The sequence below is a fragment of the Photorhabdus antumapuensis genome (assembly GCF_020387775.1).
Lineage (GTDB): Bacteria > Pseudomonadota > Gammaproteobacteria > Enterobacterales > Enterobacteriaceae > Photorhabdus > Photorhabdus antumapuensis.
The window spans coordinates 1-15,293 of the sequence record NZ_JAHZMK010000028.1 but is presented as its reverse complement, the minus strand read 5'-3'; the positions used below and the strand labels follow the sequence as shown (position 1 = coordinate 15,293).

Below are 15,293 nucleotides of genomic sequence, written 5' to 3'. Positions count from 1 at the left end.
CAGCGAGGCGGCAAGTGAACGAATCCCCAGGAGCATAGATAACGATGTGACTGGGGTGAGTGAAAGCAGCCAACAAAGCAGCAGTTTGAAAGATGAAGGGTATATTACTTACTTATAACTCTTGGGTAATAATATTATGCCAATCAACAACCTTGCAAAAAAAATTGAAACTCGTGCCGGAGAAGATAGAATGTGTGGAAATATAGAAGCCAGTAATCATCTGGAAAGAGGTCTTTCTTCTGGCTTATCGAGATCAAAGGATACATCAAAATTTAAAAAAAATAATATAAATGCCATAAAATTGATAAATGATATTATCGCACTACATAATGATCCTAAAGGGAATAAATTACTTTGGAATGATAATTGGCAAGATAAAATCATTGATCGAGATTTGTCAGCTATATTTAAGGCGATTGATGAAATTGTTTCTGAATTAGGTGGTATTGAAATCTATCAAGAAATCGTTGGGGTAAATCCTTATGATCCGACTGAGCCAGTTTGCGGTTTATCTGCCCAAAATATATTTAAATTAATGACTGAGGGGGAACATGCTGTTGATCCAGTAAAAGCGGCCCAGGCAGGAAAAATAGATGGCAATGAATTTGCTGAAAGAGTTGATCAGCTTAGTGGTGCAAAAAATTATATTGCATTGATTAATGATCGTCGACTTGGACATATGTTTTTAATTGATATCCCATCCAATGATCAGGAAACAATGGGATATATTTATCAATCAGATTTGGGAGAAGGGGCATTACCGCCCCTTAAAATAGCAGATTGGTTAAACTCCAGAGGAAAAGATCCCATTACTCTTAATAAATTAAAAAAATTATTAAGTTGTGAGTTTAATCTATTATATGAAAATGAAAAGAAAGCGTTAATCTCAGAGACGCTTGATATACATAAAGATGTATCTAATATTAAGTTGGGTAGAATAAAGAGAGGTGAAAATGTGGATATTTATTTAACCGAATACGATATTAATAATTTTTATGAAAATATTGAAACATTAAAATCTAAGCTTGATAATTATGATAGAAAATTGGGTAAATCAGAATGAATTATATTATTTATATCTGATTACTACGATATTGAAAATATATTTTTTAATTGCGAGTATGGCTTGTGTACGGGTATGGCGCTGACAGAGAGAAAACGATGAAGAGAACGTCAGGGCAAGGCGATTATTATGTCGTTTATCGGGATGTCAGCAGAAACTTCTGAATACCACCTTATTAATTATTTTTTCTAATCATATTCATGGTGGTTTTGTTTTTTATGAGTTTAAGATCTAGATTAATATGCTTAATGTTACGTGTAATCTGTGGTTATAATGTTAATTTATTGCCATTTTTTTGCGTTTTTATAGTTATATAGTCTAAATATTCTCCTTTGTGACTAATGCCTCATCGATTGGCTTGAAAATCAAACTACGTCAACCATAATACCCCACCTGAAAATTTCATACATTACTATTAAGTAATAATTATGTATTCTATTGGTTTAATATGGCAACGGTAACTTACCGCAATATGATTGCCGGGCTGACCGGATGGGTTGTATTCGCACTTTCTCCCGTACAAGCCGATGACCAGCCCTTTATTCATCAAAAACAGCAACAACAGACAGTAGAACAACGTCTGGAAGCCAATACACCGTCTGTGAGGCTTGCTGTGCCTTTTTCCGATAACACCGTGCAAAATGCGGCGACCCTTGATGCTCAGGAGCAACTCAGGCAGCAGGAAAGGCAGCATGCTCTACAGCAACAACAGACGCCGGATACCGATGTCCGGCTCATGCGACCCGGCGTGCGCTTGTCTGATTATCCTGCAAACGAACATCCCTGCTTTACTATCAACACCTTACGTTTGGAGGGGGACGCTGCCCGCCGTTTTCAGTGGGCACTGGACGCGGCAGCGGATGCCAAAGGGCGTTGTCTGGGCGGACAGGGGATTTTGCTGGTCAGCAACAAGGTGCAGAATGCCATTCTGACAAAAGGTTACGTCACCACCCGTGTGATGATACAGGAGCAGGATCTGACTTGGGGCGTGTTGACGCTGACGCTCCAATCCGGCCGCATTGCCAACATCCGCTTTGATCAGTCGACATCTTGGCGTGGGCGGCTATGGAATGCTATGCCTGCCACATCCGGAGATATTTTGAACCTGCGCGATATCGAGCAGGCGCTGGAGAATTTCAAACGAGTGCCCAGTACTGAGGCCGACATTAAAATCGTGCCCGGTCAGCAGGAGGCGACCAGTGACCTGCTGGTCAGCTGGAAAGAAGGCCGCCCGATCCGGCTCAGTTTGGGACTTGATGACAGTGGTGCCAAAAGCACCGGTCGCTATCTGGGATCGGCGACCTTGGCGATTGATGCGCCTTTAGCCCAGAACGATCTGTTCTATGCCAATATCGGCAAGGATTTTTTTGAACATGGCCCCTTTGGTAACCGCTCCCGTACCGTTAACTACGTCTTCCCGCTCGGTTATTGGGCTTTTTCTGCGAACTACAACGACTACACCTATCACCAGAATATCGCCAACGCTAACGAAATACTGACCTACAGCGGCAGGAGCGAGAATGTGCAATTCACGGTGTCCCGGCTGTTATTTCGCAATCAATTGCATAAAACGACTCTCAATATGCGCGTCTTTCGTCGCCATTCCACCAATGCTGTGGGAAACATCCAGATAGAACAACAACACCGCCGTACCGCTGGTTGGGAGTTAGGACTCAGCCAGCGCAGTTACCTCGGCAATATCACATTGGACGCTAGCATCAACTGGCGGCGGGGAACCGGCGCATTCGGTGCGCTACCGGCACCTGAAGAAGCCTATCACGGGGGCAGTGCTCGTAAGGGGATTGCCCAAGGCGATATCAGTCTGAATGTGCCTTTTAACTGGGGGGCACAGCTCTGGCGTTATAACACCAAGGTGCGCTGGCAGTGGAGTGCAAATCCGCTGACACCACAGGACAGGATGGCTATTGCCGGGCGTTATACCGTGCGTGGGTTTGACGGTGAACAGATGCTGTCCGGAGAAAAAGGGCTGCTCTGGCGTAATGAGTTGGCTTGGAATGTGCTGTCGCGCGGTCACGAACTTTACTGGGCAGTGGATTATGGTCGTGTGGATGGACCGGGTACCCGTCATCTCGCCGGACATCAGCTGGCGGGCGGCGCTCTGGGCGTGCGCGGCACGCTGTGGAGCCGGTTCAGTTATGACCTGTTTGCCGGGGTGCCATTCTACAAGCCAGCGGGTTTTCACACCCCGGGTGTGAGCAGCGGTTTCAGCATCAATTTGGAAATCTGATGATCTGTCGTCTTTAGCACAGGCATATGTTGCGCTTATTTATTTAACCGGGACATGATTTATGAACAAACAGTGTTATTGCCTTATTTACAGCCGCACGCACGGTGAATTGCGGGTAGTATCGGAACTGGCTCGTAGCTGTAGCACCGCACCTGGGCAATGCCGTGACACCGGAGTATCTCGCTTGTGGGTGACCGTGCGCCGCGCGGTGTGGCTGTTGGGGGCGGCACTGTTTGCCGGACAGGCGTTGGCTGACGGTATCATCGCTGATGGGCAGATGGCACCTGCCCAGCGTCCGGAAGTGATAACAACCCAGAATGGCCTGCCGCAGGTCAATATTAATTCACCCAATCAGGCCGGGGTATCACATAACCCCTATCAGCGGTTTGATGTTGACCAGCGAGGCGCCATCCTTAACAACTCGGCAGTGATGACCTCCACCCAGCTGGCTGGGTTGATACAGGGTAACCCCCGCCTCGATCCGAACGCGGCGCCAGCTCGGTTTATTATTAATGAGGTCAACAGCGATAAGCCCAGCCAGCTACGGGGATTTCTGGAAGTCGCCGGTGGTCGGGCGCAGGTGATTGTGGCTAATCCATCGGGGATTACGTGCAACGGCTGTGGCACTATCAATGCCGGACGTATGACTCTGACCACCGGTAAGCCGCAGCTGGACGCAGACGGCAGTCTGGCGGGGTATCAGGTCGAGCGGGGTGTGGTGAGCATTGAGGGCGGCGGACTCAATGGTGACTTTCGTCATGATACCGAGTATGTCGATATTCTGGCACGGGTAGTGAAGGTGAATGCTGGCGTCTGGGCTAAAGAGGAGCTCGCCGTGGTGGTGGGGCGTAATCGCATTAGCGCGGACAGCAAGACGGTGACGCCACTGACCGCTGATGGCAAGAAGCCCGAGCTGGCGATAGACATGGGGCAGATGGGCGGCATGTACAGCGGTCATATCCGCATGATAGGTACTGAAGCTGGCGTTGGTGTGCGTAATCAGGGCGGCCATCTGCAAGCGGGTAAAACGCTGACTGTCAGCAGCGAAGGGCTGCTCAGCTGGCAGTCGGGGACGGAGGAGGCTGTCACTCAGGTGGGTGGCGACGTCACCCTGACCGCCCAGAACGATATTGAACATCACGGCAAGCTGCACAGTGGTGGACGGCTTGCTGTACAAAGCCGCGAAGGTGACATTCAGCAGTCCGGCACTCTGGCGGCGGTGGGCGATATCCGGCTGACATCTGCCTGGGACATTCAGAGCAGCGGACACCTGCTGGCAGGCAGCGATATAAACAGTACGCTGATGCATAAGGCGAATTTGACGCTGAGCAGTCAGGGGAATATCCGGGCCAGCGGCAGTCTGCTGAGTCAAGGCGATATCAACGTGACCGGTCACCGGGTGGATATCAGCCAGAGCCAACTGACGGCCAGCGGTGCTGAGATTGCCGCACAAGCTGGCGGCGTTGCCCTGCGAAAGGCGAAGGTCGACAGTCGGCAGTTCACGGTGAAGACCACGGGCAATTTCGACGCGCAACAGTCACAGGTGCGTGTTGGCCGCTGGGATATTCACGCCGACAACCTGTTCAACCAAGAGGCTGTCTGGTCTCAGGTGGATGCCGGGGAAAGCCGTTTTGCGCTGACCGGGGCGCTGGATAACACCCGGGGCAGCATTGAAGCTCCACAACTCAGCCTGAATGCCCACTCCTTGAACAATCAGAAGGGGCGTCTGGTGGCGCTCGACGGTACGGTGCAACACTGGCGGGTGAATGGCCTGCTGAACAACCGCGACGGCGTGGTGGGCAGCAACGGCAGTCTGCGGCTTGAGACTGGGCATCTGGATAACCAGCACGGCACATTGCAAAGTCAGTCAGCATTGCTTATTACGTCGGGGGGCGATATCAAGAACGGTCAGAAGGGCAAACTTCTGGCTGGTCAAGCGCTGACCCTGAACGCCATCGGCAGCATTGATAACCAGTCCGGGGACATACAAGGCGGACACTTGCAGATGACGGCACAGCGCTTGAATAATATGCAGGGCAAGGTAGTCAGCCAGGGGCGCTTGCAACTTGATGGCCATCAGGCGATTGATAATCAGCGCGGGCTTCTTGAGGCGGGTGACGCGTTGGATATTCGCACTGACGGCAACTGGGATAACCGCCGCGGTACCGCACAGGGGAGCAAGCAGGTTACCGTCTCAGCACATCGCATCAATAACACTGAGGGCAAACTTCTGGCTGGTCAAGCGCTGACCCTGAACGCCACCGGCAGCATCGATAATCAGTCTGGGAATATGCAAGGCGAACGCCTGAGGATGACGGCACAGCGCCTGAATAATATGCAGGGCAAGGTGGTCAGCCAGGGGAATGTGCAGCTTGATACCCACCAAGCGATTGATAATCAGCGAGGGTTTATCGAGGCGGGTGACGCGCTGGATATCCGCACTGACGGCAACTGGCATAACCGCAGCGGTACCGTACAGGGAAGCAAGCAGGTTACCGTCTCAGCGCATCGCATCAATAACACCGACGGTAAGTTGTTGTCAGGTCAAGCGCTGACTCTGAACGCCACCGGCAACGTCAATAACCAACGCGGTACACTGCAAAGTCAGTCAGCATTGCTTGTCACGTTGGGGGCCGATATCAAGAATGGTCAGGGTAAACTGCTGGCTGGTCAAGCGCTGACTTTGAACGCTGTCGGTAACATTGATAACCAGTCCGGGGACATACAAGGTGAACACCTGCAAATGACGGCCCAGCGTCTGAAGAATACGCAGGGCAAAGTGGTCAGCCAAGGGCGTCTACAGCTTGATATCCATCAGACGATTGATAATCAGCGCGGGCTTCTTGAAGCGGGTGACGCACTGGATATTCGTACTGAGGGTAACTGGGATAACCGTAGCGGCACCGCACAAGGTGGCAAACAGGTTGCCGCCTCCGCGCATCGCATTGATAACAGTGACGGCAAACTGTTGTCCGGTCAAACGCTGACTCTGAACGCGGCCGACAGCATCGATAACCAGCGCGGTACACTCCAGAGTCAGTCAGCATTGCATGTCACATCGGGGGTTGATATCCAAAACGGTCAGGGCATATTACTGTCCGGTCAAGTGCTGACCTTGAACGCTGTTGGTAGCGTTGATAACCAGTTCGGAAACATACAAGGCGAACACCTCCAGATGACGGCACAGTGTCTGAATAATACGGAGGGTAAGGTAGTCAGCCAGGGGCGTTTGCAGCTTGATATCCATCAGGCGATTGATAATCAGCGCGGGTTTGTCGAGGCGGGTGACGCACTGAATATTCGCACTGACGGCAACTGGAATAACCGCAGCGGAATCGCACAAGGCGGTAAGCTGGTTACCGTCGTTGCGCATCACATCGATAATACTGACGGTAAACTACAATCGGGTGGCAACCTCACGCTCAAAAGTCAGGGGAATGTCATTAATCAGGCGGGCACCCTGACAGCGAAGCAACATCTGAGCTGGCAGGGGGGGACGGACAGCCAGCTGAACAATGATGAGGGCTGGTTGTTTAGTGGCGAAGCGTTGTCATTGCGGGGCGGACAGCTGAGCAACCGCCAGAAAGGGGAGATCCAGAGCCAGCAGGGGCTGACGTTGGATCTGGCAGGCAGCTGGGACAACCAGGGCGGCAAACTGGCCAGTGGCGGGCGCAGCACGGTGCATGCTCAGGAACTCCTCAATGCGCAGGGGGAAATTCAGGTGTTGGATGTGCTGGATATGCAGTTCATCCGCGTACTGGATAATAGCAAAGGCCGCATTTTTAGCAGGCTAGTACAATCCCTGCGTGCGGAAAACATCCTTAATGCTCAGGGATGGATAGGCACTCAGGGCGGTTGGTCCGCCACGGGCAACCGGTTTGACAACCGCGAGGGCAGCGTGCTGAGCCAGCAGGATGCAATACTTGCTGTGAGCACGCTGGACAATCAAGAAGGCATACTACAGTCAGCGGGTGCGCTGATGCTGCGTGCGGCACAGGATATTGGTAACTCGTTAGGTAAAATCAGCGCTCAGGGGCGGCTGGATGTACAGGGCACTACAGAAGGTACTGCCGCCGGCAGTGTGCGGAACGCCGGTGGGCAGCTGCTTTCTGGCGATGGCCTCGCAGTGACTGCGCAGAGTGTGGACAACTCAAACGGCCTTATCGACAGCCAGAAGCAGCTTGGGTTGCGCATTCTGGGGCTGTTGAATAATACCCAGGGAACAGTGAGAAGCAACGGCGACCAGCAGATATCAGCCGGGCAGGTCAACAACCAGAAAGGCGTGTTCAGCAGTCAGGGAGCGCTTGAACTTGCCACGAGTCAGCTTGATAACCCGGACGGTACACTTATCAGCCGGGGTGCCGGCACATACCGAATCAATGTGCTCAATAATCAGCAGGGTAAGATCCACAGTGGCGACACACTGACATTCCGCGGCGAACAGGTCAACAATCAGGCCGGGGAGTTGGTATCAACCGGGGCGATGCGACTCGACAGTACACAGCTCAATAACAACGGGCAGGGGAAAATCACCAGTCAGGGTGTGCTGGTCGTGCAGAGCGATCGCCTGAATAACCGCGAAGGTGGCTTGTTACTGGGTACGGCGCACACCGACGTGACTGCCCGTGAGTTGGATAACACGGCAGGCCACCTGCAAAGCGCTGGTGCCCTGACGCTGTCGCACCTCGACATGTTGGACAACCGTCAGGGGTATCTCCTGGCCAACAAAACGTTCAACATCAACACTGGTACACCTTCTGCGCTGATGCTGTTCAATCAGGGCGGCACCGTCCAGAGCGGTGAGCAGCTTACCGTCAACGCCCGGGGGCTGGATAACCAGCACGGAACATTGCTCGGCCAGCAGACACTGACGCTTACCGTGCAGCAGGACTACACCCATCGAAGCGGTGACACGATTAGCAGTAACGGCGCACTGACCTTCTCTGTTGGCGGGATGCTGACCAATCTGGCCGACTGGCTGTTACCCGGAAGCCTGATTGTCAATGGCACTCACTTCACCAACATGGGTACGCTGGTCGGGAAAACGCTGCAACTAACTACCGGAACTTTGCTCAACCAGAAGCGGCTGGAGGCTGACAGTATAACGCTCATCAGTGACACTCTGGACAATATGAGCACGGTCATGGGAGATGATATCACGGTGCGCAGCCGCGTTATCGACAACCACGGGGAGGATGCGGTGATCGCCGCTACCGAGCGTATGCATTTGCAGGCCGGCGAGAAACTGACTAACCGAGATGGCAGCCTGCTCTACAGCGCCGGCGCCCTGCACCTGGGCAGTGATGACCTGATTGAGAACCGGGCGAGCCGCATCGAGGCGGACGGGGATGTGTTGATTGAAGCCAATCGGCTGGATAACCTGCGCGAAGGACTTAAGATCGCGCGTGAGGCAGAAAAAAGTGATATCAAATGGCACCGTTATAACTACTACTGGCGTTCTTATGCCTCAGGGGTCAATCCTGACAAAAATACCATGGCACCCACCACACAGCGTCTGACGTTCAGCGATGACGCGGCAGTGGAAAACAACCGTTATGGCACATTGTTGGCTATTGATGCTGTCGGCAAACGCGCACAGGTACGGGTAAAGGATCACGAAGGGCAACAGCGTGAGCTATGGGTGAATTATCTGGCACTGACACCGGGTAGTGACGGTAGTTACGACATGACGTTCTATGAGACGCGAGGTTTTCGTCAAAATAGAGTGCCGACGCCTTATCACAATACCGTCTGGCGCGAGCACAACCGGGGGCGGATTGAGCAGTGGGATCCAGAGAAACATATCGACATTGTTAATGCGCCCTTTGTAACCGACTATAACAACTTCCGTGAACGCTCGGCAACTGGGACAGTGACGCGGGATAAACTGGTGTCTGCGGGTACCGGTGCCCATGTTCTGGCTGGTGGCAACATGGTGCTGCGTATTGCGGGGGAACTGCTCAATGACGCCAGCACTTTCAGTGCCAACGGTGATTTGTCGGCGAAAGAGGTCGGCAAGGTCACCAACCGGGGCTATTCCGTGAACGAACGGCGTCAGGAACACCTTGTCGACCACTACGACAGGGACACTCGACACTGGTATCCGAACTTCAACAGCGATGAAACCACGGCGTTGACCACCATTGACGCTATTATGACCGGGCATGGCAACGTCACCATCAACGGTGCACATCTGGAAAATACCACCGTCAATCAGGCGCAAATCAGTCTTGTTGAGGCGGCCCAGAAGGCGGCGGAAGTCGAGCGTGCGGAATGGGAACGCAATCCTCTGGCCGTGACGGTTGATGGAGCGGAGTGGCAGGCGAAGAATATGCAACTGGTGTCGGTCAACCAACCCCTCACGCCAGTCAATCGACCACTCACGCCGGTCGACCAACCACGCATGCGGGACAACCAACCCCTCAGGCCGATCAACCGACCGCTCACTCCAGCTGAACTGGCACTGACCAATAAGCAACAACTTGACAGAGTAGCAACCTTTGTTCCCAATAACGGTCTGTTCCGTCAGCACCCGGTAGAGGGAAGTCCTTATCTGGTGGTGACTGACGAACGCTTTACCAGCCGAAGCCGGTTCATCAGCAGCGATTACCTGTTGCAGCGTGTGGGGTATGACCCGGCGCAGGTGCGTAAACGGCTGGGTGATGGCTTCTATGAGCAACGTCTGGTGCGTGAGCAGGTGCTCAAACTGACCGGTCGCCCTTCCGTACACGGTGAAGATGCGATGGCGCAATACCAGACACTGATGAACAATAGTATCAAGGTGGCAAAAGACTTCCAGCTAGTACCGGGCGTGGCGCTGACTCCGGGACAGATTGCGGTGCTACAGCAGGATATCGTCTGGCTGGTGAGCGAGACTGTCGATACCACCACCGGCCCGCAGACGGTGTGGATACCTAAAGTCTATCTGGCCAACACTACTCTGCGGCTTACCGGCGATGGCGCCCTGATTAGCGGTGGTAACCTGCAACTGTCAGTGAACAGCCTCAATAACGCCGGTAACCTGTTTGCTGAGCGGGCACTGAACATTGACGCCGATCAGTTCCTGCACCAGAGCGGTGAGATCCGCGCAGACAGTATCAACGTGCAGGCGGACGGTCTGAACCTGAGTACCAATCTGCAGGATGCATTGCGCCAGGCGTCGATGAGCTCACGTGAACTCAGCCTTAGGGGTGGGGATATCCAACTGCAAGGAGCTAAACTTGACGCGGCTCAGAACCTCAACCTGAGTGCACGCAACAATCTGGACATCACCGCAGCCAGAAGCAGCAACACGGCCAGCTTTGAGGTCATTTCAGGGGCGATGGGCAACCGCACCAGTGACGGCATGGAAGAGGCCGGGAAACGGATGGCGAAAGTCAGCGGCGAATGGCAACAGGCGCTGGGCAGTACGCTGAACGCGGGGGGCAACCTCAGCCTGACAGCGGGACAGGATATTACCCTGAAAGGGAGTCAGGCCAAAGCCGATGGTACCACCCGGTTACAGGCAGGCGGGAACGTAAAATTACTGGCGGAGACCATCACCAACAGCACGCATCTGGAGGCTAACAGCCGTACTTCATCGGTGAGTAACCGCCGTGAGGAAGAGAGGCTGCATCTCAGTACCCTGAGCGGTGACAAAGGGGTGACCATTCTGGCGGGCGAAAACTTGACGGCCGAAGGTGCACAGGTTGACAGTCAGGCAGGCAGTATCGGGCTGAGTGCCCAATCGGTGATCATCAAAGACGCTCGTCAGCGCGTGGCGGATCAGGATAGTGAGCGCAAGCGCGAGGGGAGCACGAAAAGCGGGCGGGAAATGGAGATCGCCAGCGATAATGCCGTGGGGAGTACTTTCAGCGGGCGTGACGGTGTTGCGGTTATGGCTCGCGAGGGGGATATCACGGTCACAGGCAGCACGCTGCACAGTGAACAGGGAGCACTTGCCTTGCAGGCGAAAAAGGACATTACGCTGAACAGTGCCACTGAAAGTGACTACCAATTCTCGGAAGCCCGCTCGGCGAAAAATGGCGTTCTGTCGAAAAGCAGCAGCCATACGGTGCAGCAAGACCGCGTGACCCGTGAAAAAGGCACTCTGCTCAGTGGCGATAGCATCAGCATCACGGCGGGCAACGACCTGACGGTGAGCGGGTCGGCGATAGCTGGGGATAAGGATGTGACCCTACAGGCGGATAATAACGTCGGTATCACGGCCGCCACTGAAACCCAGTCCCACTATTTGCTGGAAGAGAAGAAAAAGAGCGGGCTGCTCAGCAGCGGGGGCATCGGTTTTACTGTGGGCAGTCAATCCTCCCGTCATCAGGTTAATGAAGACGGCACTACGCAAAGCCAGAGTGTCAGCACGGTGGGTAGCAGCCAGGGTAATGTGAACATTACGGCGGGTAACCAAGTGCATGTCGGTGGTGCTGATCTGGTGGCAGGCAAGGATCTCAATATTACCGGCGACAGTGTGCAGATTGACCCGGGGCATGACAAACGTACCCGGGAGGAGACGTTCGAGTCGAAACAGTCTGGTCTGACACTGGCGCTGTCTGGCACGGTAGGCAGTGCGCTTAATGCTGCGGTCAGCACGGCACAGCAGGCCAGAAAAGAGAGTGACGGAAGGTTGAAAGCGCTGAAAGGCACTCAAGCAGCACTGTCCGGTGTTCAGAGCTATCAGGCGTACCAGCTCAGCGAAGCCAATGCCGCCAAAGCCGATGCCATCAACCAGGCGGGCGGGGAAGCGGAAAAACCGACTGACACCATCGGTATCCAGCTCTCTTACGGCAGCCAGTCGGCGAAATCTGAAACCCGTGTTGACACCACCGAATCGCAGGGCAGCCAGCTCAATGCGGGGCAGGATATCCGTATCACCGCCACCGGTGACAAAGCACAGGAAAACAGCGGTAATATCCGCATCGAAGGCAGCGGTCTGAAAGCGGCGCGTGATGTTGAACTGGAGGCGAAACGGGATATTTCGCTCACGTCAGCAGAAAATACTCAGACTACGCGCGGTGAAAACAGCAGTAAAGGTGGCAGTGTGGGGGTCGGCCTGACCGTAGGTCAGGGCGGCTACGGCATCAAATTCTCCGCCAGTGTCAACAAGGGTAAAGGGCATGAAACCGGCGACGGTGTCACCCATACCGAAACATTGATTGATGCGGGCAATCAGGTCAGCCTGAAATCCGGTCAGGACACCACCCTCAAAGGTGCACAGGTCAGTGGCGAGAAAGTCACGGCGGATGTTGGTCGTAACCTGCATTTGCAGAGCGAACAGGATAAAGACAATTACGATGCCAAACAGGAAAACATCAGCGCCGGTGCCAGCTTCACTTACGGCTCGATGAGCGGGTCAGCCAGCGTCAACGCCAGCCGCGACAAGCTGCACAGCCAGTTTGACTCGGTCAACGAGCAGACGGGTATTTTTGCGGGCAAGGGCGGGTTTGATGTCAAAGTGGGCGAGCATACCCAGCTTGATGGCGCGGTGATTGCGAGTACTGCTGACAAAGCCAAAAATCATCTTGAAACCGGCACTCTGGGCTTCAGTGATATTGAAAACAAGGCGGAATTTAAGACTGAGCATCAGAGCGTGGGCTTTAGTACCAGCGGCTCGATGGGGAGTCAGATTGGCAACCAGATCGCGTCCAACATGGCCTCGACCCTGCTGGGCGGCACCAACAAAAATGAAAGTAAATCGTCAACCACTCATGCGGCGATCAGCGATGGCACGATTACCATTCGTGATGCCGATAAGCAGAAGCAGGATGTGGAGAGCTTAAGCCGCGATACTGACAACGCGGCGAACAGCCTGAGCCCGATTTTTGACAAGGAAAAAGAGCGCCAGCGTCTGGCACAGGCACAGGCCATCGCTCAGCTTGGCAGTCAGATGATGGATATCTATAATACGCAGGAAGCCATCGCTGCGACGAAGAAGGCCACGGAAAAACTGAAAGACCCGCAGGAACAGCAGAAGCTGAAAGCGGATGCTAAAGAGCAGTTAAAGAAAGAAGGCAAGGTGATTACGGCGGCGTCCATTGCTGACCGTGCGCACAAAATCGCTTACGATACCGCGCTCAAAGAGCAGGGTGCTGTGATTGGTGGCGGTCAGCGTCAGGCCGTCACCGCAGTGGTCACCGCACTGCAAGGATTGGCGGGTGGGGATATCCAGGCCGCGATTGCCAGCGGAGCCGCCCCTTACCTTGCCAATGTGGTCAAGGATCTGACTTACGGTAGTAAGAAATATGAAGAGTTAACGACAGAGGAAAAAGCAACCAACCTGTTTGCCCATGCGATTTTGGGTGGGGTCATTGCAGAGATGAAAGGCGGCTCTGCTACAGCGGGGGCGGTAGGAGCTGCGGGTGGAGAACTGGCGGCTTCTGCTATCGCCAGTGTGCTTTACCCGGATAAAAAAATAAGTGAACTGTCACCGGATGAGAGGGAGAAAGTCAGCAATCTGTCCACGCTGGCAGGCGGACTGGCTGCGGGACTAGCAACGGACTCCACGGCGGGCGGGGTTGACGGGGCGCAGACGGCGAAGAATGCGACGGACAATAATGCCCTAGCTGTACCGATGCCACCACCACCGATAGCGGGTTCAAACACGGGTGAAGCCGTGAACGAAGCCAATCAGACGATAGCTTCAGCTTTGGACAAGAAACTGAAGGAGATAGGAGAAACACTAGATAAAGCTACAGAGTGTTCATTTGGCCGGGTATGTTCGTCAGATTATGTGGATGATAAAAACCAACCTAATATATCAAAGGATCTGACAGATTCAGAGAAAGCCGAACTTGGTGGTTCAGGAACTCCGGGAGGGCATGAGCCAGAAGATGAGCAGAATGCCCGAAATAACAATCATATTGACAAATGGTCAATTGATGAATTGTCAAATGGAGCGAAATATACAGATCCTGCCTCAAAAAAAGGCGATTTGACACTTGCTGGTCGCGCTCTACAAAAACATGGCAGTCGGCCAGGTAGTGCTTTTCCAGAGGCTAGAGGAAATCCATCTACAATAAATGAACAAGGCCAAAAAATTGTAGATAGTATATTGAATGACCCGAACAAAAAGGTGATTCAAAGCAATACAGGACGATACGGTCAAGTTACTGATGTTATATCTTCTAATGGGCGTGGATTACGTTATGATGCTCAAGGTAGGCTTATAGGGTTTTTGGAACCACCGAAATGACAAATAAATTAACAGCACAAATAGCAAGTTTGCCAGATCGAGAAAATGTTGTTTACGAGATCTTTTGGGGTACAGATCAAGTAGCAGAGATCTCAAATGAACCTGAGCATGGTATGAGAATAGAGATTTTTTCTTGTCCGAATGGAGGAATATGGAACTTCGATTTTAGAGAATTCCGTGCTCTTGTAGAGCAAGTAGAAAAAAATCTCATCTAAATATTTATCCATCCCGATTTGTAAAAATCGGGACTGTTTTTTTAGCTTACTCTGTCAATATCATAATGGCGGCAGTGAAGTTAAGTGAATGCTTATTGAACAGATCTGCTTTTTAACCGTATCTGGGTAAAGTGAACTGTTGGTCTAAAAAGTCGCGTCGGGGCGTTGTGGGCCAAGCATTAAACCACACAGGGAAAAATTGGTTGTAACTGACTGAGTGCATTGGGAAAATTGGCGTCCGGCGGTCAACTTCGCAATGGAATGCGTTGTTGTTGACAATAATCACTTAAGCGTTGACCAGAATCGCTCAAGGAGTGAGGAGTTGGTCAATTGTCAGGGAGATAGCAGTTGTCGTGCGACGGTCAGGGATAAATATCGGCAGGAATATGACCGGGTTCAGGAGCGGATAGCAACGTGTTCAGGGGCTGACCAGTGCGTTGCGGTTGCCAAAGAGTTGCGGGCATTACAGGGTGACTACAGTGCCCGGATGAGCGAAATTCAGGAAAAAGCCAGAATGCAGGGGCTGGATTCTCTCACACCGGCAGAAGTGCGGGAATGGGCTGATTTACGGGGTGCGATGTC

Annotated in this window: 4 protein-coding genes and 1 pseudogene; all 5 read left to right on the top strand. The window is 52.9% G+C overall.

Going from position 1 to position 15,293, the window contains the following annotated elements; all coding sequences use genetic code 11:
- The first annotated feature begins 136 nt into the window (after nt 1-136).
- A complete protein-coding gene (locus KZ793_RS12850; RefSeq protein WP_225815693.1) occupies nt 137-1,063 on the top strand; it encodes a cycle-inhibiting factor in 927 nt (308 codons plus the stop codon).
- 448 nt (nt 1,064-1,511) lie between these two features.
- A complete protein-coding gene (locus KZ793_RS12845) occupies nt 1,512-3,311 on the top strand; it encodes a ShlB/FhaC/HecB family hemolysin secretion/activation protein (RefSeq protein ID WP_225815692.1) in 1,800 nt (599 codons plus the stop codon).
- A gap of 61 nt (nt 3,312-3,372) precedes the next feature.
- Nucleotides 3,373-14,496 carry a hemagglutinin repeat-containing protein gene (locus tag KZ793_RS12840; protein WP_225815691.1) on the top strand — a complete coding sequence of 3,708 codons (11,124 nt, stop codon included), beginning with the start codon at nt 3,373-3,375 and terminating at the stop codon, nt 14,494-14,496.
- Nucleotides 14,493-14,711, top strand: a complete 219-nt coding sequence (locus KZ793_RS12835; protein ID WP_015833626.1) for a hypothetical protein — start codon at nt 14,493-14,495, stop codon at nt 14,709-14,711. Before KZ793_RS12840 ends, KZ793_RS12835 begins: the two co-directional genes overlap by 4 nt.
- Before the next feature lie 217 nt (nt 14,712-14,928).
- A pseudogene (locus tag KZ793_RS12830) lies at nt 14,929-15,293 on the top strand (hypothetical protein); the annotation flags it as partial.